We start from the raw sequence: 22,707 nt of genomic DNA on the forward strand, positions 1-22,707 counted from the left end.
TCGGCAACCGCCTCGTCGGCATTCTCCATGGCTGCCTACCCCACCACACCCTCTACGACGAACACAAAGCCTGGGCACACCGCACACCAGCAGCCGCTTGACACTTAAATCCCTGGGATGTCTAGCCCGACCGGGTCAAGCGCCTATAACCGTCCCTCGCGGCGCAGCAGATCCTGGGCGGACAGGCCCCCGCCGCCGCGGCGGCGCCTGTCGCCGTTGTCGCTCTGTCCGCGGGCGTTCAGCTGCTCGGTGGCCGCCTCGGGGTCCTTGCCCTCCGATCGCATGACCGGCAGGGCGGCGGTCGGATCGGCCGGCTCGGCGTTGTTGTCACCGGAGCGGTTCGTCGGGACCGGCATGGCCCGGGTCTGACCACTCGACGGTGTCGGGGCCGGCGGCGCGGCGCCGGCCTGGCCGCGCGGGTCGGCGGGCCGTTCGCGGCCGGGGGCGGCCTGGTTGGCGGGGGCCGCATCGTCGCCGGTGGGCACCGAGAGGCGCGTCGTTTTGGCCTCCGTCGGCGGCCGGGTCTGCATGCGTGTGGTGCTCGCGCCGGATGGTGCGGATTGCGAAGCCCGTTCCGGGGCGGGCCTGACCTCCGGCGGACCGGCCGGGCCCGGCAGTGGCCGCCGCGACGGTTCCAGCGCGCTGGGGTGGGTGGGGTCGTGCGGCGACTGCGGCGCCGCGGCAACCAGGCTGGCCGCGGCGACCGGAGGCCTCGTGGGCCGGCCGTTGAGGGTAGGCCGCTTGCGCTCGTCGGGGAGGTCGATGTCGCCCAGCCCGATCCGGTTCTGCAGGCGCCTCGCCCAGCGCGGTGCCCACCAGCAGTCGTCCCCGAGCAACTTCATCACCGAAGGCACCAGGAACATGCGGACCACGGTCGCGTCCAGCAACAGCGCCGCCATCAGACCGAATGCCAGGTACTTCATCATCACCAGGTCGGAGAACACGAACGAACCGGCGACCACGGCGAGAACCAGCGCGGCCGCCGTGATGAGGCGGCCGGTGGTCGCGGTGCCGATGCGGATGGACTCCTGGGTGGACATGCCGTGTTCGCGTGCCTCGACCATCCGGGACACCAGGAATACCTCGTAGTCGGTCGCCAAGCCGTAGCCCACCGCGACGACGAGAGCGATGATCACCACCATCAATGGCGTCGGCGTGAAGTTCAGCCACTTCGAGAAGTGCCCGTCGACGAAGATCCACGTCAGGATGCCCATCGTGGACCCGAGCGTCAGCGCGCTCATCACCGCGGCCTTGATCGGCAGTACGAACGACCCGAACGCCAGGAACATCAACAGCATGGTGGTGGTAATCAGCACGACCACCATCAGCGGAGCCTTTGCAACCAGGCTGTGAATCGAATCCTGCTCGAGCGCCGGGGTGCCACCGACCGATACCGTGATGCCCTTTGGCGGCGTGATGTCTCGCAGTTCGCTGATCTTCTTCGCGGCGTCACTCGGGTTGATCAGTCCGTTCTGCAGGACCCGCACCGACGGGTCCTTCGACGCGCCCGGCGCATCGCTGCGCTCCTGCCACATATTGGCGGGATTGTTGTCTGGGTCGGTGAAGCCGCTGATCGCCATGGCTTTGCTGCGAATGTCGGCGACCTGCTGGTCGGTGACCGGCTGGTGGTTGGTGGACTGGATCACCACGGTCAGCGGATTGGTGCGGTACCCGGGGAACAGCTGGTCGAAATGCTCTTGTGCCTGGCGCACCGCATTGTCGGGCGGCAGGTACTTCTCACTCATGCCGCCGAATGACAGGTTGCCCAGCGGAATAACCAGCAGGATCATGCCGACGGCAATCGGTATGGCGAACACCAGGGGCCGCTTCATCACGAAGTTGACGAGCTTCCCCCAGAATCCGGCCTCGACTTCCTCGCGGGTCTTGGTCTTCTGCAGACGGTCCGCGAGCCAGTTGAGGTAGGCGCGCGACACCCACCAGTTACGCAGGAAGGGCACCCGGAACAGGGTCCGCACGCCGAGCGCGTCAACGTGGCGGCCGAGGATCGCCAGGCAGGCGGGCAGCAGCGTGATCGAGAGCAGCGCCGCAAGTGTCACCGCCGCGATGAGGGCATAGGTCAGCGACTTGACAAAGCCCTGTGGCAACAGCAGCAGGCCGGCCCCCGACGCGGCAATCAGAACCGCCGAGAAGGCCACCGTGCGGCCCGCCGTCATGACCGTGCGGCGCACCGCGGCCTCGGTGTCGTAGCCTTCCGCGATCTCCTCCCGGAACCGGCTCACCACGAAAAGGCCGTAGTCCACCGCGATGCCCAGGCCGATCAGTGAGACCACCGGCTGGGCGAAGAAGCTCACCGGCCCGAACACCGTGATCAGCCGCATGATGCCGAGCCCGCCCGCGATGCTCAGACCACCCACCATCACCGGAAGGCAGGCCGCGATCACACCACCGAACACCAGGAACAACACGATCGCCACCATCGGCAGCGCAAGAACCTCCATGCGGCGTTGGTCGGTGGCGATGGTGCCGGTCAAGGCGTTGGCCACCGGCTCGAGGCCGGCAAGTTGGACCGTGCCGCCGTCGAGCTTCTGCAGGTCCGGCGCGACGGCCTTGTAGTTGTTCAGGATGGTGTCGTCGTCGTCGCCTTTGAGCGGAATGGTGACGAACGTGTACTTCTTGTCCTGGGTAACCATGCCCTGGATGATCGGGCTGGTGGTATCGGGTGCCCGGAGGTAGCCGGCCCATCCCACAACCTGGTCGGGGTGGTCCTTCTGGAACTGATTGAGCTCTTCGGTGACCTGCTTCGCCCATGCCGGGTCGTTGACGGTTTTGCCGTCCGGTGCCTTGAAGATCGCGACGATGTGCCCGGTCCGGTCGCGGCCGTAGACCTTGTCACCGATGATCGAGGCCTTCACGGACTGACTGCCGTCATCGTAGAAGCCGCTCTGGGTGACATGCTTGCCGAGGCTCAGTCCAAATGCGCCGCCGAGGAGGCATAGAGCTATCGTGACCCCGATCACGATGTACCGGTATCGGTACACAGTTCGACCCCACCAGGCGAACACGTAAGCTCCTTACTGGATCAGTAATGACCCGCGCATAGGTTTTCCAGTGTCACACACGCGCGGTCAACAACGCGGCCAGCGGCCGGAACGGCTGCAGCCACGCCCCCCGGTCAGGCAGCGAATCCAGGCCGATTCGCGGCAACGGCTCCCGGAAGACGCCCGCGATGTCCTCCAGGTCGACAAAGTCCAAGGTATCCGACGCTAACGCCCAACTGGCGTGTTCACGAAATCCGATCACCTGGACAGCAACCCCGGTGCGTGCAATCCCTTCCAGCGGTTGACGAAATGCTTGACCGTCGGCGGACGCCACCACCAGCGCCGCGAGCCCCTCCTGACTGCGCAGTTCGATGTGGGCGAGCATGTCGCGGTCAACGTCGCTGTCCTCATCGATCTTCGGCTTGGCAAAGACCGCGAATCCCACGTTACGCAACGCGTCCACCCAGGGTCGAACCACGTCGGCGCTGCCGGGCGCGATGTTGGTGAAAACGGTGGCTTCGGGCTCGATCACGACGCCGGGTCGGCCGGCGCTGACCTCCGCCGTACACGCCAGCAGCCAGCGCCCGAGCGCGTCGAATCGGGGCCGTTCCAGTGCCGTCGGGCGACGGCCCAAGATGGAGCCCAGGCCCATGTCGAGGTTGGGAGCGTCCCAAACCAGCAAGACGCGTCCACCCGATGGGGGGAAGCTGCGCAGGCCATCACCGGAAAGTACCGGCGGTGACGTGACGGCTTCCGGTGCTGTTGTGGTCTCTTCCGTCAAGCTCATAGTCATTGCCTTTTCCAGATGAATTCGGTCACGGCGCTGCCCGCGTCGTGGGCCTTCGTCTCGTACTTGGTGGTCGGCCGGACGACCGAGATCGGCAGCCGGTCGCCAGGGTCGGCGCGACGCAGCCGCGGTTCGGCATCTCCGACCTCGGCGATCTGCTCGGCGTAGCCGGGGTGATCCGTCGCGGCGTGCAGCACACCGCCATGGAGTAGCCGCTCGGCGATCAGGCCAATCGTGGCCGGCTGCAGAAACCGGCGTTTGTGGTGGCGCGCCTTGGGCCATGGGTCGGGGAAGAAGACGCGGACCCCGGTCAGCGAGCCCGGTGCGACCAGGTGCTCCAGCACGTCGAACGCGTTCCCCCGGATCAACCGGATGTTGCCCACCCGCTCGCGGTCGATCGCGCACAGCAGCTGCGCCAGCCCACGCCGGTAGATCTCCACCGCGATGACGTCGATATCGGGCTCGTCTTTGGCCATCGCCAGCGTCGACGTGCCGCTGCCGCAGCCGATCTCGAGCACCACCGGGGCCTGACGACCAAACCACGCGCGGGTGTCCAGCGCATCCCCGGGGTGGGGTCCTCCCTCGGACGGTGTCCCCACCGATATGCCCAGTTCCGGCCAGAGCCGCTCCCAGGTCTGGCGCTGGGCGCCGGACAGCGCAGAACGCCGCGAGCGGAAGCTCGTGGCCGGGAGATAACGCCGCTCCTCGTGAGCCTGCACGCCAGCCTCCACCTCCACCGGAGCCCCCACCGGCGCGTCGGAACAAGTCCCGACCCCGGGTTGCGCATGCATTTGTCCATGGTGGCCCATGAAACCCCGATGTAGCCGCCCCTGATCCAGATTGATACCCAACAGTTGCCTTCAACTGGTAGCGGCGGCTCGCATCTCGGTGACGCAGATGCCACCATTCGGTGAGTTGGGCAAGCAAAGTCCGTCGGTGGACCTATCGGATCGAATTGGCGGGACATGAGGGGACCAGGGCACCAGAGCTTCGTCGACGAGCTGGCGGGATTCGCTGCCGGCCGCGATGACCCGCGTCTAAAGGCAATCGCCGGGCAGGCCGCCGCACCGCTGCGCGTGGCTGTCCGCGGACGCCCGGGGGTGGGGTGCAGCACGGTGGCGCGAGCCCTGGATCGCGCCGCGTCCGGAATCTCGGCGACGACGGGGGTGACGGCGTCGGCATGCGACCTGGTCGTCTACGTGACCGCGGAGGTCGTCAAGCCTGAGGACGCCGAGGCGATCGCCGCCGGAGGCCCGGTGTTGGCGGTGCTGAACAAGGCCGATCTGGTCGGCTCCCTTTCGGGCCGGGCCGGCGGCGAGCCGATGGCGGCGGTACGGACGCGCTGCGCGAATTTCTCCGCGCTCGTGGGAGTGCGGATGGAGCCGATGGTCGCGTTGCTCGCCGTTGCCGCGCTCGACGACCTGGACAGCACACTGTGGGCGGCGCTGCGGACGCTCGCCGCCCACCCGGGTGGTGCCACTTGCCTCGATGATTCGTTCAGCGGGTTCCTGGCGGCCGATATCCCGGTGCCGACCGACGTGCGGCTGCGCCTGCTGGACACCCTGGACCTGTTCGGCACCGCGCTGGGCATCGCCGCGCTCCGACAAGGCAGAACGCCGCCGCAAGTCCGGGCCCTGCTGCGCCGGATGAGCGGCGTGGATGCCGTGCTGGACAAGGTCCGTGTCGTCGGCGCCGAGGTGCGCTACCAGCGGATGCTCACTGCCGTCGCGGAATTAGAGGCCGCGGGCGTCGGCCAGGGAAGGCTAGGGGAGGAAATCACTGCGTTCCTGTCCCGCGATGAAACGGTGGTCGCCCGCATGGCCGACGCCGTTGAGCTGGCCGAGGCGGCCGGGCTGGAAGTCGACCCCGTCGATGTGGACCGCGACGATCCGGCCGCACAGCTGCCGCGCGCGGCGCGCTGGCAGCGCTACAGCCTTGGCAGACTGGGCCCGGTGAGCGATCTGCACCGCGCCTGCGGTGCGGACATCGTCAGGGGATCGCTACGGCTGTGGTCGCAAGGGTCGCTGGCCGGGGAGCCATCGTGACCGACGAGGCTCGCGACGATCCGGCCGCCCAGGTAGACGCGCTGGTCGCAACGATCGGCCCCCGGCTGGACGCGCCCGCCATCAACCGCCGCGACGTGGTGTTGGTGACCGGCCCGTGGATGTCGGGGGTGAGCGCGGTGGTCGCGGCGCTGCGCGAACGGCTGCCGCAGCACAAGTTCGTCGAGTCGACGGATCTGGGACCCGGAGATGCACCGGTCGCGGTGGTGTTCGTCGTTTCAGCGGCGGCCCAGCTGACCGGATCTGACTGCGCCTTGCTGGACGCCGCCGCCGAGCACACCGATGTGGTTGTCTGTGTGGTTTCCAAGGTCGACGTGCACCGCGGCTGGCGCGACCTGGTCGCCGCTAACCGCGACGTACTGGCCGCGCACGCACCGCGCTACGGTCAGGTGCCCTGGGTGGGGGCGGCCGCCCTGCCTGACCTCGGCGAGCCGACCGTCGACGACCTGGTCGAGACCGTCGCGGCACAACTCGCCGATCCCGAGATCGCGCGGCGAAATAGGTTGCGCGCGTGGGAATTCCGGCTCCGGACGGCAGCGCAGCGGTTTGACCGCGACGCCGACGGCGCCGGTCGGCGCGTGCGGGTTGACGCGTTGCGCGAAGAGCGCAGCGGGGTGCTGCGGCAGGGGCGCCAGTCGAAGACCGAGCGAACCATCACGCTGCGCGGTCAGATCCAGCAGGCCCGGGTCCAGTTGTCCTACTTTGCGCGCAACCGTTGCTCGTCGGCGCGCACCGAGCTGCAAGAGGACGCCGCGGGTTTGTCCCGGCGCAACATGCCCGGCTTCGAGGCCTATACGCGCGGCCGGGTCGATGAGGTGGTCGCCGAGGTGAGCGAGGGCACCACCACAGAGCTCGCCGACGTCGCGGAGGTGACGGGCGTGCCGGTGGACCTGCCGGCCGTCGAGAAGCTGCCGACGGTTGACGTCCCGCCGCCGCCGCTGAAATCGCGGCGGCTGGAAACCTGGCTGATGATGCTGTTGGGCGCCGGGTTCGGTCTGGGTGTGGCACTGACGCTGAGTCGGCTGGTGAGCGGCCTGGCCTCTCGGCTGAGCCCAGGATTGGCCATCGCGGGGGCCGTGGCGTGCGCGGCGGTCGGGCTGGCGGTCACGTTCGTGGTGATCCACATCCGCGGCCTGCTGCGCGACCGGGCCTTGCTGGACCGCTGGGCGGGCGATGTGACGGCGTCGCTGCGGTCCGTGGTGGAGGAATTGGTCGCCACCCGCGTGCTGGTCGCCGAGTCGCTGCTCAGCTCCGCGCTGACGGTCCGGGACGAGGCCGAGAACGCTCAGGTGGCCGATCAGGTCAACGCCATCGACAGCGAACTGCGCGAGCACGCCATCGCGGCGGCGCGGGCCGCGGCGGCGCGGGACCGCGAGATGCCCGCGGTTACGGCCGCGCTGGACGCGGTGCGTGCAGAGCTGGGGGAACCGGCTACACCCCAACCTGAGAGTCCCGCCTCGGACGCGGAGGAAGACGTGGGTGGGGGCGAGATCGACAAACCGGCTTCGAAGAGCGCAAATGGCGAAAATCTCTGATTCTCGGCGAGGCTTCTGAATCGTTGTTGTGAGAAGGCTTATACCCGCCCGAGGGTTCCGCGACAAGGTGATCGCGATAACCTGTAGTTAACGCCACTCAAGTCAATAGTTGCGCGGGCGCATACTCAACGAACAGATGCCAAGAATCCAGGAGAGTTCGATGACCTCAGCGACCATTCCCGGTCTGGACACCGCGCCCACGAACCACGACGGGCTGCTGGCGTGGGTGGAGGAGGTCGCCGAGCTCACCCAGCCCGACCGGGTGGTCTTCGCTGACGGGTCCGACGAAGAGTGGCAGCGGCTCGCCGCGCAGCTGGTCCAGGCCGGCACGTTCAAGCGGCTGAACGAGGAAGATCACCCCAACTCCTACCTGGCGTTGTCCGATCCGTCCGACGTGGCGCGAGTCGAGTCGCGGACGTTCATCTGCTCCGAGCGGGAGATCGACGCCGGACCGACCAACAACTGGATGGAGCCCGCCAAGATGCGGGCCACCATGACCGAGCTGTACCGCGGCTGCATGCGCGGCCGCACCATGTGGGTGGTGCCGTTCTGCATGGGCCCGCTCGGTGCCGACGAACCCAAGCTGGGCGTGGAGATCACCGACTCCGAATACGTCGTCGTCTCGATGAAGGTGATGACCCGGATGGGCAAGGCCGCCCTGGAGAAGATCGGCGACGACGGGTTCTTCGTCAAGGCGCTGCACTCGGTCGGCGCCCCGCTGGAAGGCCCGGACGGGACCCGAAAAGAAGACGTCCCCTGGCCCTGCAACGACACCAAATACATCACCCACTTCCCGGAAACCCGCGAGATCTGGAGCTACGGCTCCGGCTACGGCGGCAATGCCCTGTTGGGCAAGAAGTGCTACTCGCTGCGCATCGCCTCGGCGATGGCCCGCGACGAGGGCTGGCTGGCCGAGCACATGCTGATCCTCAAGCTGATCTCCCCGGAGAACAAGGCCTACTACTTCGCCGCGGCGTTCCCGTCCGCCTGCGGCAAAACCAACCTCGCCATGCTGCAGCCGACCATCCCGGGCTGGCGCGCCGAGACGCTCGGCGACGACATCGCCTGGATGCGGTTCGGCAAGGACGGCCGGCTGTACGCGGTCAACCCCGAGTTCGGTTTCTTCGGGGTGGCGCCGGGCACCAACTGGAAGTCCAACCCCAACGCCATGCGCACCATTGCCGCGGGCAACACCGTGTTCACCAACGTCGCGCTCACCGACGACGACTGCGTGTGGTGGGAGGGCCTGGAGGGCGACCCGCAACACCTGATCGACTGGAAGGGTAACGACTGGTACTTCCGCGAGACGGAGACCAATGCGGCCCATCCGAACTCGCGGTACTGCACGCCCATGGCGCAGTGCCCGATCCTGGCGCCGGAGTGGGATGACCCGCAGGGCGTGCCGATCTCGGGGATCCTGTTCGGCGCCCGCCGCAAGACCACCGTGCCGCTGGTCACCGAGGCCCGCGACTGGCAGCACGGCGTGTTCATGGGAGCCACCATGGGCAGCGAGCAGACCGCGGCCGCGGAGGGCAAGGTCGGCACCGTGCGCCGCGACCCGATGGCCATGCTGCCGTTCCTGGGCTACCACGTCGGTGACTACTTCCAGCACTGGCTCGACCTGGGCAAGAACTCCGACGAGTCCAAGCTGCCGAAGGTGTTCTTCGTCAACTGGTTCCGCCGCGGCCACGACGGTCGCTTCCTGTGGCCGGGCTTCGGCGAGAACAGCCGGGTGCTGAAGTGGATCGTCGACCGGATCGAGCACAAGGCCGGCGGTCACGACACCCCGATCGGTGTCGTGCCGGCTGTCGAGGACCTGGACTTGGACGGGCTGGATTCCGACAGCGACGATGTGGCCAATGCGCTGGTCGTCGACGCCGCCGAGTGGCGCAAGGAACTGTCGTTGATCGAGGAGTGGTTCGAGTTCGTCGGCGAGAAGCTGCCCACCGGCGTCAAGGACGAGTTCGAGGCGCTCAAGCAGCGGCTGGCCGACGCCGACTAGAACCCCTCAAAACCCGAGGCGCTGGTCGGGCCCCGGCGAGCGGCCAATCGCCCGTCGTAATGACTTCGGCAGGTATACGGCGCCCGATCCGGCGACCGCCGCCGAGTCGCCCGGGTTGGAGATGGCGCAGCGCTTCAGCGACAGGCAGCCGCAGCCGATGCACGAGTCCAGGTTGTCCCGAAGTGCGATCAGCCCGGCGATCTGGTCATCGAGGCGTGCCCGCCAGGTTTTGGACAGCCGGGCCCAGTCGGCGCGGTTCGGGTTGCGGCCCTCTGGAAGTTGCGCCAGCGCGTCGGCGACCTCATCCAGGGTCAATCCGACGTTTCGGGCGGCCCGGATGAACGCCAGGCGCCGCAGCATCTGCCGCTCGAATCGGCGCTGACCGCCAGCCGTCCGCGTTGCCGCGATGAGGCCTTGGCTCTCGTAGAACCGGATCGCCGATGCGGCGAAGCCGCTGCGATGCGCTATCTCGCTGACGGTGAACAAATCCCGCTTGTCCATGTGGCCTCCTCGAATTGAGGACTTGACTTAAAGTTTACTTTAACTACCAGTATGGCCGTATGACTCAACCTCAGCCCTGTCCCGTCGCAATTGTCACCGGCGCGTCGCGCGGCTTCGGCAAGGCGGTGACCGCCGCCCTGCTCGACCGCGGCTGGGCGGTCGTCGGTGATGCCCGCCGTGCCCCCGAACTGGAAACCACTGCCCGAGAGCTGAATTCAAGCCGTCTGATCGCGTTACCCGGCGACATCACCGACGCGTCGCACCGCGACGCACTGGTCGCCGCCGCTACTAAGGCCGGGCCCCTTCAGCTGCTGGTGAACAACGCCAGCCGGCTGGGGCCCAGCCCGCAGCCGGCGCTCGCCGACTACCCGCCGAGCGAGTTGTGGGCGGTGTATCAGGCCAACGTGTTCGCCCCGCTTGCGCTGATCCAGGCGGCGCTGCCGACGCTGACCGGCAACGCGGGGGTGATCATCAATCTGACCTCCGACGCCGCCGTCGAGCCATATCCGGGCTGGGGCGGGTACGGCTCGTCCAAGGCCGCGCTGGATCAGCTGTCGGCCGTCCTGGCCGCCGAGGTTTCGGAGGTAGCCGTATACGCCTTCGATCCGGGCGACATGCGAACCGAGATGCATCAGGCCGCGTTTCCCGGCGAGGACATCTCCGACCGTGCGGAGCCCGAATCCGTCCTGCCGGCATTGCTCCGACTGCTGGACACCAGGCCGCCCGCCGGTCGATACCGCGCCGCGGATCTGGCGCCATCGGGGGCGCGGCTATGAACGTTCCCGGGACTCTCGCGCGCCCGCATACCCATTTCCGCCGGCCCCCGGGATCCGACGCCGTCGAGCCGCCGGAAGCGCACGGCGTCGCCCGGGACGCGGTCAAGCTGCTGGTCGCTCACCCGGGCGGGGTCAGCCACGCCCGATTCGCCGACCTCGGTGACTACCTGAGACCGGGCGACCTCCTCGTGGTGAACAACTCGGCCACCCTGCCCGCCTCGGTTGACGGACGCCGCGCCGGGCGGACCATCGCCGTGCACTTCTCGATGGCGCGTGCCGAAAAGCTTTGGGTGGTGGAATTGCGGCCCGCGGCGGATGCGGGCGGACACCTCACCGACATCCGGCCCGGCGAACGCATCGACCTGCCCGGCGGTGCCGCGGTCGTCATCGGGTCGTCCTACCCGGAACCCGGGGTCGAGGGCGCGCGGTTGTGGACGGCGCGGGCGATCATCGAAGGGCCCGAGGGCAGCGTCGGGTCGTACCTCGCCCGGCACGGCCGTCCGATCAGGTATTCCTACGTGCCGCGCCAATGGCCGCTGCGCTACTACCAGACCGTGTTCGCACGGCACGCCGGGAGCGCCGAAATGCCCAGTGCGGCGCGGCCGTTCAGCACCGAACTGGTAACCGCCCTGGTTTCGGCGGGTATCGCGATCGCGCCGATCACCCTGCACGCGGGGGTGTCGTCGGCGGAGGCGGGCGAGCCGCCGACTCCCGAGCCGTTCGAGGTCCCGGCCGCCACCGCGCGGCTGGTCAACTCGGCGCACGCGGCCGGCGGCAGGATAATCGCCGTCGGCACCACGGTGACCCGTGCCCTCGAGTCGGCCGCGAACACCAACGGCGTGGTGCGGCAGGCCGTCGGCTGGACGGATCTGGTGCTCGGCCCCGGGCGCCCATGCCGGGTGGTCGACGGTCTGATCACCGGGTGGCATGACGTCGGCGCCTCGCATCTGTTGTTGCTGGAGGCCGTCGCCGGCCCGGACCTGGTCGCCACGGCGTACCGGGAGGCCGTCGAACACGGCTATCTCTGGCACGAATTCGGCGACAGCGCCCTGCTGCTGCGGGGGTAATGGCATACGCGCGGCCCACATGCCACCCGCCGACGCACGGGTAATACAGTCGGCGCATGCAGATTCGCCCGCATATCGGCGCCGACAAACCTGCTGTCATCCTGCACCCGTCCGGGACGGTCATCGCCTTCGACGACCTGGAGGCCCGCGCCAATCGACTGGCGCATCGGTTCCGCCAGGCCGGGCTGCGTGAGGGGGACACCGTCGCAATCCTGATGGAGAACAACGAGCACATCCACGCGGTAATGTGGGCGGCTCGCCGCAGCGGTCTGTATTACGTGCCGATCAACACCCACCTGACCGCGGCCGAGGCCGCCTACATCGTCGACAACAGCGGCGCCAAGGCCATCATCGGATCGGCGACACTGGGCGAAACCTGCGGGCATCTGGGTGAACACCTGCCGGGCGGGCTGCCCGGCTTGCTGATGATCGCGGGCCCTGTTTTGCAAGGCGACCTCGACGGCTGGGAGCGCTACCCGGAATGTGTTGCTGATCAACCGGACACCCCGATCGACGACGAACTCGAGGGCGACCTGCTGCAGTATTCGTCGGGGACCACCGGCCGGCCCAAGGGAATCAGACGCGAACTGCCGCACGTCCCGCCGGCCGAGGCGCCCGGCATGATGTCGGCGCTGGTCGGCTTCTGGATGACCCCCGACTCGATCTACCTGAGCCCGGCCCCGCTGTACCACACGGCGCCGTCGGTGTGGTCGATGAGCGCGCAGGCCGGCGGCATCACGACCGTCGTCATGGAGAAGTTCGACGCCGAGGGCACGCTGGACGCGATCCAGCGCTACCGGGTCACTCACGGGCAGTTCGTGCCCGCGATGTTCACCCGGATGCTGAAACTTCCCGAGTCGGTGCGTGATTCGTATGACCTGTCCAGCCTGCAGCGGGTGATGCACGCGGCCGCGCCGTGCCCGGTGCAGATCAAGAAGCAGATGATCGACTGGTGGGGGCCGATCATCGACGAGTACTACGCCTCCTCGGAGGCGATCGGGTCGACGCTGATCAGCGCCGAGGACTGGCTGGCGCACCCGGGCTCGGTCGGCAAGCCCATGCTGGGCGGCGTTCACATCCTCGGGGAGGACGGCGCCGAGCTGCCGCCCGGCCAGCCCGGCGAGATCTATTTCGAAGGTGGCTATTCCTTCGAGTACCTCAACGATGCCGCGAAAACCGCTGCGTCGCACGACAAGCACGGCTGGGTGACGGTCGGTGACGTCGGCTATCTCGACGAGGAGGGCTACCTGTACCTGACCGACAGGCGCCACCACATGATCATCTCCGGTGGGGTGAACATCTACCCGCAGGAAACCGAGAACCTCCTGGTCACCCACCCGAAGGTGTTGGACGCGGCGGTGTTCGGCGTCCCCGACGACGAGATGGGCCAGCGCGTCATGGCGGCCGTGCAGACCGTCGAGGAGGCCGATGCCACCGATCAGTTCGCCGACGAGCTGATCGCGTGGCTGCGAGATCACTTGTCGCACTTCAAGTGCCCGCGCTCGATCGCGTTCGAGGCGCAGCTGCCGCGCACCGACGCCGGAAAGCTCTACAAGAACGGGCTGATCGAGAAGTATTCGGTGTGACCCATGCTCCGGGTGGTCGACTTGTCGAGCGGGCTGGATACCGGTACCGATGCCGACCCGGCGTCACCGTCCGGTGTGGTCGTCGCCGTCGGCTCGGCAGCTGACATCGCTGCGGCCGGATCCTGGATCGGGACGGCGACTTTCACGCTGAGCGAAGACCCCAGCACCGATCATAGGGTGGTCAGCGTCGATTCGGTGCCCGAGACTCTGGCCGAGCTGACCGAGCGCTGTCAACGTTGGCCGCACGCCAGCGCCGTGTGCGACGACGTGCTGCGCGCCGTTGACCCCGGCGGCCCGACGCTGGCCGGGGTGGTCACCGAGTCGTTGGCCTACTCGACCCTGCAGGCGGGGCCGGAGTTTGCCCGGTGGCTTGCCCAACGTGGCCCGGCCCGCATGCCCGACATCGCCGATCCGGTGCAGCTGCGGCGCGACGGCGACACGCTGCACATCGCGTTCAACCGGCCGGGACGTCACAACGCGTTTTCCACCGATGCGCGCGCCGCGCTGCTCGAGGCGCTGACCGTCGCGCAACTGGATCCGTCGGTTGCCGGGATCGTGTTGAGCGGCAACGGCCCGTCGTTTTGCAGCGGCGGAGACCTCGGGGAATTCGGCACCTTCGCCGACCCGGCTAGCGCGCACCTGGCCCGCACCCGACACAGCCCCGCCCTGGCGCTGGATGCGCTCACCGCCCGGCTCGGCCGGTCATGCCGGGCCGAGGTCCACGGCCGGGTGATGGGCAGCGGACTGGAGATGGCGGCTTTTTGCGGATGGATTGCGGCACGCGGTGATTCGGTGTTCGGACTACCCGAATTAAGTCTGGGGCTGATTCCCGGCGCCGGCGGTACAGTCAGCGTTACCCGCCGGATCGGCCGTTGGCGCACCGCCTATCTGGTGCTGTCCGGCCGTACCGTCGGTGTCGATACCGCACTGGCCTGGGGGTTGGTGGACGCGACTTGCGTTGGCGCTTAAACCGTTGCTCAGTAGGAAAATGTGGTGGTGGTGGTCGACGGCATGTTCGAGACGGCCACCACGAACATGAAGAACCACAGCACCGCAACGATCACATAGAGGACGGCGCCCACGACCGCGCCGATGATGGCCCACTTCTTAGCGCTCTCGGCCGCGGACTGGGCCTCGGCATAGCGCCCTTGGGCCCACAGCCCGGAGACCTTGGTGGAGTACACGATCGACACGATCCCAAGCGGAAGACAACACAGGACCGTGCACAGGATGGCCCAGACGAGGTAGTTGTCCGGCTCCCGCTGGCCTTGCCAGCCCGGCTGTTGCCCCGGCCAACCGGCCGGCTGCTGGCCCGGCCAACCCGGCTGCGGCTGCCCCTGCCACCCCGGCTGCTGGCCCTGCCATTCCGGCTGCTGGCCCTGCCATTCCGGGGAACCTTCGTACGGCCCTGGGGGATAACTCATGGCGACTGCCTCTCCGTTTGCTCCCGCGCCGCTTGCTGGTGGGCGAAGTCAGGCAAATATATAGCACGCACCCGCACCAGGCCGGGACATTTAGGTTCCTGCCTAGATCCCGCCCCGGGCGACCAGCTGCCCGGCGATCACGTTGCGCTGTATCTCGTTGGTGCCTTCGCCGACGATCATCAGGGGCGCGTCGCGGAAGTAGCGTTCGACGTCGTATTCGGTGGAATAGCCGTAGCCGCCGTGGATGCGAACGGCGTTCAGGGCTATCTCCATCGCGACCTCGGAGGCGAACAGCTTGGCCATCCCGGCCTCCATATCGCAGCGTTCGCCGCCGTCGTAGCGCTCGGCGGCGTAGCGGGTGAGCTGACGCGCGGCGGTGAGTTTGGTCGCCATGTCGGCCAGGTAGTTGCCGACCGACTGATGTTTCCAGATCGGCTGGCCGAAGCTTTCTCGCTGCTGGGCATAAGCCAGCGCATCCTCGAGCGCCGCCGTCGCTACGCCCAGGGCCCGAGCGGCCACTTGGATGCGGCCCGTCTCAAGGCCTTTCATCATCTGCGAAAAGCCTTCGCCCATCCGGCCGCCCAGGATCGCCGACGGCGGCACGGCGAAGTTGTCGAACGACAGCTCGCACGACTCGACTCCCTTGTAGCCCAGCTTGGGCAGGTCCCGGGACACCGTCAGACCCGGCCCATGCTCGACGAGCGCGATCGAGATGCCCTTGTGGCGTGGCCTGGCGGCCGGGTCGGTTTTGCACAGCAATGCGATCAGTCCGGAGCGGCGCGCGTTGGAAATCCAGGTCTTGGCACCGTTGATCAGCAGCCGCTCGGAGCCCCCAGAAGGATCCGGCAGCGCGGTCGTCGACATGTTCTGCAGGTCAGAGCCGCCGCCCGGCTCGGTCAGGGCCATGGTGGCCCGCAACTCGCCGGTGGCCATCGGCGGCAGGTAGGCGCGCTTCTGCTCCTCGGTGCCGAACAGCGTCAGCAGCTTGGCCACTACGGTGTGGCCGCCCATCGCACCGGCCAGGCTCATCCAGCCGCGCGCCAACTCCTGGGTGACTCGGACATAACACGGCATCGACACCGGTGACCCGCCGAATTCCTCCGGGATGGCCAGGCCATAGATGCCGATCCGCTTCATCTGCTCGATCCACGCCTCGGGATAGGTGTTGGCGTGCTCGACGTCGCGGACGGTTGGTTTGACGTCGCGGTCGATGAACGCTCGCACCGTGGCGACCAGCATGTCTTCTTCGTCTTCTACGTGGTCACTGCGCTGACTGCTCACCTACAACCACCCTCTGCGTTGACCCCCGGTTGGACAGCCTGCCAGCATGTGGCGTTGTGACTGCGAACGGGTATGCGGGCCAACGCGAGGGCGGCCCCTATTTCGACGACCTCTCGATGGGTCAGGTGTTCGACTGGGCGCCGGCGGCGACGCTGTCGTCGGGGATGGCCGCCGCTCATCAGGCGATCCTGGGGGACCGGATGCGCCTGGCGTGCGACGCCGTTCTCTCCACCGCGGTGACCGGGGTGCCGGGACCGCTGGCGCATCCGGCGCTGGTGTGCGATGTGGCGATCGGGCAGTCGACGCTGGTGACCCAGCGGGTCAAGGCCAATCTGTTCTACCGCGGGCTGACGTTCCACCGCTTCCCCGTAATCGGCGACACCATATATACGCGCACCGAAGTGGTTGGGCTGCGGGCTAACTCGGTCAAGCCGGGCCGCGCGCCCACGGGCTTGGCGGCGTTGCGGATGATCACGATCGACCAGGCCGATCGGCTGGTGCTCGACTTCTACCGCTGCGCCATGCTGCCCGCCAGCCCGGACTGGGGGGCCGACGACTCGGGGCCCGGCGACGACCTGTCCGGCATCGGCGCCGACGCGGTGCCGCCGGCCGCCGATCCGACCGCGCACTGGGACGGTGACGTCTTCCGGAATCGGGTGCCCGGGCCGCATTTTGATGCCGGCATGGCGGGTGCGGTGTTGCACAGCACCGGAGACGTGGTCAGCAGCGCGCCGGAGCTCGCCCGGCTCACCCTGAATATCGCTGCCACACACCACGATTCGCGGGTCGGCGGGCGCCGGCTGGTGTACGGCGGCCACACCATCGGGCTGGCCCTGGCGCAGGCGAGCCGATTGCTGCCGAACCTGGTGACGGTGCTGGGCTGGGAGTCCTGTGACCACACCGGTCCGGTGCACGAGGGCGACACGCTCTACAGCGAGCTGCACGTCGAGTCCGCCGAGGCGACCGACCATGGCGGGGTGCTGAAGCTGCGCTCCGTGGTTTATGCGGTCAGTGACTCACCTGGCGAGGCCGACCGGCCGGTACTGGACTTGCGGTTCAGCGCTTTGCAGTTCTAATCGCTAGGCCGGTCCGGCCGGTCTCAGCCGTGGGTGCCGGGCGTGCGGGTGCTGTCGGGTGCGCCGTCGTTGCGGGGTGTGCCCGACGAGCGCCGGCGGCTTACGCGCACCATGGTGGTGTGAGCTCGGTGCCGTCCCAATGGGCCAACAAGTGGGGGAGCAGCGGGTTAGCCTATCTGACCGGTCTACCCTGCGGGCCCCCCGACTTCTCCCGCGCGAACGTGCTGGCTCGTGCCGAGGGCGTTGCCGCCGCGGTCGGCAAACGCGCATGCGTTGCCGTCGATGCGACCGCCCTGCTGACCGGGCGGGCCGGGTTGCTGGGATTGACCCGCGGCGGCCGGGTGTCGGCCGGCGGCGCCACCCGATTGCTGGCTGCCCGCGACGGCTGGCTGGCGATCACGCTGTCCCGCCCCGACGATGTCGCCGCCGTCCCGGCGCTGTTGCAGGTCGATCAGGTGCCCACAGATCCCTGGCCGGCGCTGCAGTGTTGGGCCGCGACATCTCCCGTGTCGGCGATCATCGAGCGGGCCGAACTTCTGGACGTCCCCGCCGCCGCCCTCGGCGAAACGGCGGCCACGCCGCCGCGGGTCCGCCGCAGCGGGGCGCGGGCGCCCGGGCGCGGGTTGGCCGGCCTGCTGGTCGCGGACCTGTCGTCGATGTGGGCGGGCCCGCTGTGCGGGCAGCTGCTGGCGCGCGCCGGGGCCACCGTCGTCAAGGTCGAAAGCCTGCGCCGCCCGGACGGCACCCGAAAAGGCGACCGCGCCTTCTTCGACTGGATCAACGGTGAAAAGCTGTCCTACTGCGTGGATTTCGACGGCCAAGCCGACGAGCTGCGCCAATTGCTCGCAGTAGCCGATGTCGTGATCGAAGGCTCCCGTCCGGCCGCGCTGGCGCGGCGGCGGCTCGGACCGGACGACGTTGCGCCGCGTGCGGGCCGAATCTGGTTGCGCATCACCGGGTACGACGAGCCATCCCGGCGACCGGCGTTCGGTGACGACGCCGCGGTAGCCGGCGGGCTGGTCGGTAGCAGCACCGAAGGACCGGTGTTCTGCGCGGACGCCATCGCCGATCCGCTGACGGGGCTGGAGGCGACCTTGGCGGTGGCCGAATCGGTGAGCCGCGGTGGCGGCGAATTGATCCACGTGTCGATGGCCGGCGTCGCCGGAACCTACGCGGCGCTGGCGAATGAGGCGTCGGTGCCGGATGGCCCGGATATCCCGGCCCCGCCACCGCAGGCGCCACCCGCGTCCGGTCCGGCGCCCGGGCTTGGCGCGGATAACGACGCCGTGCGCCGCCTGGTCTCCGAAAGACGCTGCCCGTCATGCTGATTCAACAAGCCACCTTGCTGGACGGGACGACCACCGACATCCGGGTCGGCGCGCGGATCGAGGAGGTGCAGGACGGCCTGGTTGCCAGGCCCGGGGAGGGTGTGCTCTACGCCGGCGGCGGAACCGTCCTGCCCGGGCTTCATGACCACCACGTGCACCTGCGCTCGGCGGCTTCCGCGCTGGATTCGTTTTTCGTCGGGCCTCCCGGGGTTAGCACCAAAGCTCAACTCACACAATTACTCTCGAACGCCACGCCGGGTCCCGACGGGTGGATTCGCGCCGTCGGTTATCACGAGTCGGTGGCCGGTGAGCTGGACCGGACCGCTCTTGACGCCCTGGTGCCCGACATTCCGGTGCGCATCCAGCACCGCAGCGGTGCGCTGTGGATTCTCAACTCCGCCGCACTGGGCCGGGCCGGCTTGGCGGAACATCCCGACGGGCGCCTGCGCAGCGCCGACCGACGCTGGTCGGACGCGTTGCAGCGGCGCGAAACCGACCTGGCGGAACTGAGCCGCCGAATCACCGCAACCGGCGTCACGGGCGTCAGCGACGCCACCCCCGACCTCGACGCCGGCGACATGGTCTCGTTGTTGGTGGCGCACCGTCGCGGCGAGTTTCGGCCGCGCCCGAATTTCCTGTCACCGGGCAAGAAAATCCTGCACGATGATCGTCTCGACCTGGACTCCCTGACGGAATGGATTGCCGATCACCACGGCGCCGGCCGACCAATCGCCGTGCACTGCGTGACCGCCGCCCAGCTGGTGGTTACCATCGCGGCCCTGCGCGCCGCCGGGAGCCATCCGCGCGATCGCATCGAGCATGCCGCCGTGGTGCCAGACGACAATCTGACCGACCTCGCCGAGCTCGGGGTCACGGTGGTGACACAGCCCAACTTCGTCGCCGAGCGCGGCGATCAGTACCTCGCCGAGGTCCCCGCGGCCGAGCACGCTCAGCTATGGCGGGTCGCGTCCCTGCTGAAAGCCAATGTCCGCGTGGGTTTTTCCACCGACATGCCGTTCGGCCACGGCGACCCGTGGACGGCGATGCGCGCCGCCGTCCACCGCACCACACCGAGCGGCGCCGTTCTCAATGCGAACGAATGTGTTTCGGCGCTAACGGCTTTGACGATGTTTCTGGGCCGGTCGGATCAGCCGGGCCGGGCGCGGGCCGTCGAAACCGGAGAACCGGGCGACCTCTGTGTGCTGACCGAGCCACCGGCGACGGCGCTGGCCGAGCTGGACGCCGGCATGGTTGCCGCGACGGTCATCGGCGGCGAGCTCGTGTACTTCGCGATGTGACCGGCGATCAACCCGCCGGGGCGAGCGCAGCGCGCAAACTCTCGCATTGGCTGTCGAAAAACCGCCGCGACACTTGAGCTTTCGGCGCCACCGTGTCAAAGCCGTGGAAGGCGCCCGGCACGACTTCGACGTGGCAGGGCACCCCGGCCTTTCGCAGGCCTTCGGCGTAGGCCAGATCCTCGTCGTGAAACAGGTCGTGGCTGCCGACGCCGATCCACGCCGGCGGTAGTCCGCTCAGGTCGTCGCGGCGCCCGGGGACGGCGACCTGCGGGTCGGCGTCGCGGAGGTATGCCGTCCAGCCGAAGTGATTGCTGCGCGTGTTCCACAGCCGATAGTTCGGGTTTTCGGCGGTTGCGGAACTGCGGTCGTCCAGCATCGGGTACGCCAGCACCTGAAACGTCGGGGTGACCTCACCGCGGTCCCGTGCCAGCAGGGCGAGCGCCGCCGCGAGGCCGCCCCCGGCGCTGGCGCCGCCGATCGCCACCCGGCCCGGGTCCACCGAGGGCAGGCCGGCCAACCAGGTCAGCCCCGAATAACAGTCTTCCAGCGGCGCCGGATATGGATGTTCGGGCGCCAGCCGGTACTCCAGCGACGCGACGGTGATGCCCAACCTTCGGCTGAACCGGCGGCATAGCGGGTCGTCCTGTTGTGCGTTGCCGATCACGTATCCGCCGCCGTGGATCCACAGTAGCGCGGGCCTGGGTTCGGTGATGCCGACGGGCCGGAACAGCCGCACCCCGGCTCCCGATCCCAGGGTGAGTACATCGACATCGTCGGGTGCGTGGCCTTCCCGCAGCGCCTGCAATAGCCGCACTATCGGCAAAGTCCGGGGGCCGATCAATTGCCGCGGAGCGATGCGGGCGATCCGGCGCAAATCGGGGTGAACGTCGTCGTTCGGCACCGGTTCAGTATGTCCGATGCCCGATCGCCACCGGCGAGCGAACCATTCCGCCCCGTGGCTACGTGGTTAGTGGAAGGCTTTGGATTAGCCGCGCGAAGATCGGGGTATCGATGGGAATGCTGGCGAACGCGCTGGACGCCAGCACGCTGGCGTTTGCTGGTTCGTCGCAACGTCCCCCGCTGGGACCGAGCGCGTCCGGGCCGCCTGGTCGGGCACAACGCGAGGGACGTGACATGCTGGGGCATCTCTACGATCGGGCGCTCGGCGGCGAACGATGTTGGATCCGTCATGAGGACGGCGAGGTTCGGCCGCTGCCGGCGCACCGCTGGTTGGGCGTTCGACGCCCCCAGGGTGACGCTTCCGACGAGGTCTTCGACGAAGCGGTCACGCAGATGTGTACCGCTCCGACGATCGAGCTGGGATGCGGACCCGGGCGATTGGTCGCGAGGCTGATTCAGCGGGGGATACCCGCGCTTGGCATCGATCGCTCTGCGACGGCGATCCGCCTGGCGGGCCGCGGCGGTGCGCCCGCACTGCTGGGCGACGTGTTCGAGCCGCTGCCCGGAACGGGTCGTTGGCAGACGGTTCTGCTGGTCGACGGCAACGTCGGCCTCGGCGGCGACCCGCGCCGGATTCTGGGGCGCGCCGCCGAGCTGCTGGCCCGCGGCGGGCGTTGCGTTGCCGAGTTCGACGCCGAAGCCATCGGTATCCGGGCGCGATGGGTGCGGCTGGAGTCGGCCCACGATGTCGGCCCCTGGTTCCGATGGGCGTCGGTGGGTGTGGACAGCGCGGCGGCGCTGGCCACGCAGGTGGGCCTGACGCTGACCGATCTCCGCCTCATCGGCGGCCGGGTGATCGCGGGCCTGGTGGCGGTGTGAGCGCCAAGCCGGGGCGGCGGCTGGTCCCGTTTCGAAGCCCGCTGCGTGGCCCGTGGCTAACTTCGGTGTTCGGGCTGGCGCTGTTGGTCGCCGTGCCGATCGTCATCATCACCGGGCTGCTGTCCTACGTTGCCTACGCGCCGCAATTCGGCCAGGCGATTCCCTCCGACGTCGGCTGGCTGCGCCTGCCGGCCTTCACCTGGCCGAGCCGTCCGTCGTGGTTGTACCGGCTGACCCAGGGTCTGCACGTGGGTCTGGGTCTGGTGATCATCCCGGTCGTACTGGCCAAGCTGTGGTCGGTGATCCCGCGGCTGTTCGTGTGGCCGCCGGCCCGTTCGATTGCCCAGCTGTTGGAGCGGGTGTCGTTGTTGATGCTGGTCGGCGGGGTGTTGTTCGAGATCGTCACAGGTGTGCTCAACATCCAGTACGACTACATCTTCGGGTTCAGCTTCTATGACGCCCACTACTTCGGGGCGTGGGTCTTCATCGCCGGCTTTCTCATGCACATCACGCTCAAGATTCCGCGGATGGTCACCGGGTTGCGGTCGCTGTCGCTGCGAGAGGTATTGCGCACCAATGTGACTGACACCCGCCCGGAGCCGCCCGACCCCGACGGGCTGGTGGCGGCCGAGCCGAGCCGACCGACGATGAGCCGCCGGGGAGCCCTGGCATTTGTCGGCTCCGGCGCGCTGTTCGTCGCGGTGCTCACCGCCGGGCAGAGCATCGGCGGGTCCGCGCGGGGCGTCGCCCTCCTGCTGCCCCGGGGGCGCGGCCACGATTTCCCAGTCAACAAGACCGCCGTCGCCGCGGGGATCAGCTTGCAAAGTGTCGGCGCGAGTTGGTCGTTGACGCTGCGGGGCGGGGCCGCGGACGTGGTGCTGGACCGCGCCGCGCTGGTCGCCTTGCCGCAATTCACCGCGCGGCTGCCGATCGCCTGCGTCGAGGGCTGGTCGACCGTGCAGACCTGGAGCGGGGTGCGGCTGGCGGAGTTGGCCCGGATCGCGGGCGTTCCCGCGCCGCGGGCGGCGCGTGTCGTATCGCTGCAGCGGGGCGGCGCATTCGGCGCAGCGACATTGCAGGCCAACCAGATTGGTGATCGCGACGCCCTGCTGGCGCTGCGGGTCAACGGGGCGGACCTGTCGTTGGACCACGGATACCCGGCGCGGATCATCGTTCCGGCGCTGCCCGGCGTGCACAACACCAAA

19 protein-coding genes are annotated in these 22,707 nt (G+C 68.5%); 12 read left to right on the forward strand and 7 right to left on the reverse strand.

Features of this window, described 5'->3' with window-relative positions; genetic code table 11:
* Positions 1-143: 143 nt before the first annotated feature.
* Genes ACLP4W_RS13395 through trmB form a run of 3 tightly spaced genes read right to left on the reverse strand, consistent with a single transcriptional unit; the run spans position 144 to position 4,595 of the window.
* Positions 144-3,023 (reverse strand): MMPL family transporter, encoded by a 2,880-nt coding sequence (locus ACLP4W_RS13395; RefSeq protein ID WP_442386606.1) that lies wholly within the window; start codon positions 3,021-3,023, stop codon positions 144-146.
* 49 nt (positions 3,024-3,072) lie between these two features.
* Positions 3,073-3,786 carry an NYN domain-containing protein gene (locus ACLP4W_RS13400; RefSeq protein ID WP_442386608.1) on the reverse strand — a complete coding sequence of 238 codons (714 nt, stop codon included), beginning with the start codon at positions 3,784-3,786 and terminating at the stop codon, positions 3,073-3,075.
* A 2-nt stretch (positions 3,787-3,788) separates the two neighbouring features.
* The gene (trmB, locus tag ACLP4W_RS13405) at positions 3,789-4,595 is read right to left on the reverse strand and encodes a tRNA (guanosine(46)-N7)-methyltransferase TrmB (RefSeq protein WP_442386634.1); all 807 of its coding nucleotides are present in this window, start codon (positions 4,593-4,595) and stop codon (positions 3,789-3,791) included.
* A gap of 156 nt (positions 4,596-4,751) precedes the next feature.
* On the opposite strand from trmB, the gene ACLP4W_RS13410 reads away from it, so the two are divergent.
* The 3 genes from ACLP4W_RS13410 to ACLP4W_RS13420 all read left to right on the forward strand — a co-directional run bounded on the left by ACLP4W_RS13410 (position 4,752) and on the right by ACLP4W_RS13420 (position 9,386).
* Positions 4,752-5,831, forward strand: a complete 1,080-nt coding sequence (locus ACLP4W_RS13410; protein WP_442386609.1) for a hypothetical protein — start codon at positions 4,752-4,754, stop codon at positions 5,829-5,831.
* Complete coding sequence (locus ACLP4W_RS13415; protein WP_442386611.1) at positions 5,828-7,384, forward strand: hypothetical protein; 1,557 nt, start codon at positions 5,828-5,830, stop codon at positions 7,382-7,384. The genes ACLP4W_RS13410 and ACLP4W_RS13415 overlap by 4 nt, the downstream gene beginning before the upstream one ends.
* A gap of 160 nt (positions 7,385-7,544) precedes the next feature.
* Positions 7,545-9,386, forward strand: a complete 1,842-nt coding sequence (locus ACLP4W_RS13420; RefSeq protein WP_442386613.1) for a phosphoenolpyruvate carboxykinase (GTP) — start codon at positions 7,545-7,547, stop codon at positions 9,384-9,386.
* A gap of 6 nt (positions 9,387-9,392) precedes the next feature.
* On the opposite strand, the gene soxR is transcribed toward ACLP4W_RS13420, so the two are convergent.
* Positions 9,393-9,887 (reverse strand): redox-sensitive transcriptional activator SoxR, encoded by a 495-nt coding sequence (soxR, locus tag ACLP4W_RS13425; RefSeq protein ID WP_442386615.1) that lies wholly within the window; start codon positions 9,885-9,887, stop codon positions 9,393-9,395.
* 59 nt (positions 9,888-9,946) lie between these two features.
* On the opposite strand from soxR, the gene ACLP4W_RS13430 reads away from it, so the two are divergent.
* From ACLP4W_RS13430 to ACLP4W_RS13445, 4 genes are read left to right on the forward strand one after another with little or no spacing between them, the layout of a single operon-like run.
* Entirely contained in the window at positions 9,947-10,663 is a 717-nt protein-coding gene (locus ACLP4W_RS13430; RefSeq protein WP_442386617.1) for an SDR family NAD(P)-dependent oxidoreductase, read from the forward strand.
* A complete protein-coding gene (locus ACLP4W_RS13435; RefSeq protein WP_442386619.1) occupies positions 10,660-11,730 on the forward strand; it encodes an S-adenosylmethionine:tRNA ribosyltransferase-isomerase in 1,071 nt (356 codons plus the stop codon). Before ACLP4W_RS13430 ends, ACLP4W_RS13435 begins: the two co-directional genes overlap by 4 nt.
* Before the next feature lie 56 nt (positions 11,731-11,786).
* Positions 11,787-13,316, forward strand: coding sequence for a fatty-acid--CoA ligase FadD4 (gene fadD4 / locus ACLP4W_RS13440; protein ID WP_442386621.1), 1,530 nt, complete (start codon positions 11,787-11,789; stop codon positions 13,314-13,316).
* 3 nt (positions 13,317-13,319) lie between these two features.
* A complete protein-coding gene (locus ACLP4W_RS13445; protein WP_442386622.1) occupies positions 13,320-14,285 on the forward strand; it encodes an enoyl-CoA hydratase/isomerase family protein in 966 nt (321 codons plus the stop codon).
* 8 nt (positions 14,286-14,293) lie between these two features.
* On the opposite strand, the gene ACLP4W_RS13450 is transcribed toward ACLP4W_RS13445, so the two are convergent.
* Entirely contained in the window at positions 14,294-14,740 is a 447-nt protein-coding gene (locus ACLP4W_RS13450; protein ID WP_442386624.1) for a CD225/dispanin family protein, read from the reverse strand.
* Between the two features lie 102 nt (positions 14,741-14,842).
* Positions 14,843-15,979 (reverse strand): acyl-CoA dehydrogenase family protein, encoded by a 1,137-nt coding sequence (locus tag ACLP4W_RS13455; protein ID WP_442386636.1) that lies wholly within the window; start codon positions 15,977-15,979, stop codon positions 14,843-14,845.
* 158 nt (positions 15,980-16,137) lie between these two features.
* On the opposite strand from ACLP4W_RS13455, the gene ACLP4W_RS13460 reads away from it, so the two are divergent.
* From ACLP4W_RS13460 to ACLP4W_RS13470, 3 genes are all read left to right on the forward strand, one after another.
* Positions 16,138-17,097: a MaoC family dehydratase gene (locus ACLP4W_RS13460; protein ID WP_442386638.1), complete on the forward strand. Its 960-nt coding sequence runs from the start codon at positions 16,138-16,140 to the stop codon at positions 17,095-17,097.
* 119 nt (positions 17,098-17,216) lie between these two features.
* Positions 17,217-18,425: a CoA transferase gene (locus ACLP4W_RS13465; RefSeq protein ID WP_442386626.1), complete on the forward strand. Its 1,209-nt coding sequence runs from the start codon at positions 17,217-17,219 to the stop codon at positions 18,423-18,425.
* Positions 18,419-19,723: an amidohydrolase family protein gene (locus ACLP4W_RS13470; protein ID WP_442386628.1), complete on the forward strand. Its 1,305-nt coding sequence runs from the start codon at positions 18,419-18,421 to the stop codon at positions 19,721-19,723. Before ACLP4W_RS13465 ends, ACLP4W_RS13470 begins: the two co-directional genes overlap by 7 nt.
* 7 nt (positions 19,724-19,730) lie before the next feature.
* On the opposite strand, the gene ACLP4W_RS13475 is transcribed toward ACLP4W_RS13470, so the two are convergent.
* Complete coding sequence (locus ACLP4W_RS13475) at positions 19,731-20,624, reverse strand: alpha/beta hydrolase (RefSeq protein ID WP_442386630.1); 894 nt, start codon at positions 20,622-20,624, stop codon at positions 19,731-19,733.
* 233 nt (positions 20,625-20,857) lie between these two features.
* On the opposite strand from ACLP4W_RS13475, the gene ACLP4W_RS13480 reads away from it, so the two are divergent.
* Together ACLP4W_RS13480 and ACLP4W_RS13485 are read left to right on the forward strand one after the other, a co-directional pair.
* Positions 20,858-21,502, forward strand: coding sequence for an SAM-dependent methyltransferase (locus ACLP4W_RS13480; protein WP_442386639.1), 645 nt, complete (start codon positions 20,858-20,860; stop codon positions 21,500-21,502).
* Positions 21,499-22,707, forward strand: a 1,209-nt coding sequence (locus ACLP4W_RS13485; protein WP_442386632.1) for a molybdopterin-dependent oxidoreductase, incomplete at its 3' end; no start/stop codon positions are given. The genes ACLP4W_RS13480 and ACLP4W_RS13485, both read left to right, overlap by 4 nt.

The organism is Mycobacterium sp., assembly GCF_052145595.1.
Lineage (GTDB): Bacteria > Actinomycetota > Actinomycetes > Mycobacteriales > Mycobacteriaceae > Mycobacterium.

Bases quoted from the DNA above. Each gene is read 5' to 3' on its own strand.
- fadD4 (WP_442386621.1), top strand. From the start codon at position 11,787: ATGCAGATTCGCCCGCATATCGGCGCCGACAAACCTGCTGTCATCCTG.
- ACLP4W_RS13400 (WP_442386608.1), bottom strand. From the start codon at position 3,786: ATGAGCTTGACGGAAGAGACCACAACAGCACCGGAAGCCGTCACGTCA.
- trmB (WP_442386634.1), bottom strand. From the start codon at position 4,595: ATGGGCCACCATGGACAAATGCATGCGCAACCCGGGGTCGGGACTTGT.
- ACLP4W_RS13455 (WP_442386636.1), bottom strand. From the start codon at position 15,979: ATGCTGGTCGCCACGGTGCGAGCGTTCATCGACCGCGACGTCAAACCA.
- soxR (WP_442386615.1), bottom strand. From the start codon at position 9,887: ATGGACAAGCGGGATTTGTTCACCGTCAGCGAGATAGCGCATCGCAGC.
- ACLP4W_RS13480 (WP_442386639.1), top strand. From the start codon at position 20,858: ATGCTGGGGCATCTCTACGATCGGGCGCTCGGCGGCGAACGATGTTGG.
- ACLP4W_RS13420 (WP_442386613.1), top strand. From the start codon at position 7,545: ATGACCTCAGCGACCATTCCCGGTCTGGACACCGCGCCCACGAACCAC.
- ACLP4W_RS13410 (WP_442386609.1), top strand. From the start codon at position 4,752: ATGAGGGGACCAGGGCACCAGAGCTTCGTCGACGAGCTGGCGGGATTC.
- ACLP4W_RS13450 (WP_442386624.1), bottom strand. From the start codon at position 14,740: ATGAGTTATCCCCCAGGGCCGTACGAAGGTTCCCCGGAATGGCAGGGC.
- ACLP4W_RS13445 (WP_442386622.1), top strand. From the start codon at position 13,320: ATGCTCCGGGTGGTCGACTTGTCGAGCGGGCTGGATACCGGTACCGAT.
- ACLP4W_RS13460 (WP_442386638.1), top strand. From the start codon at position 16,138: ATGGGTCAGGTGTTCGACTGGGCGCCGGCGGCGACGCTGTCGTCGGGG.
- ACLP4W_RS13435 (WP_442386619.1), top strand. From the start codon at position 10,660: ATGAACGTTCCCGGGACTCTCGCGCGCCCGCATACCCATTTCCGCCGG.
- ACLP4W_RS13430 (WP_442386617.1), top strand. From the start codon at position 9,947: ATGACTCAACCTCAGCCCTGTCCCGTCGCAATTGTCACCGGCGCGTCG.
- ACLP4W_RS13470 (WP_442386628.1), top strand. From the start codon at position 18,419: ATGCTGATTCAACAAGCCACCTTGCTGGACGGGACGACCACCGACATC.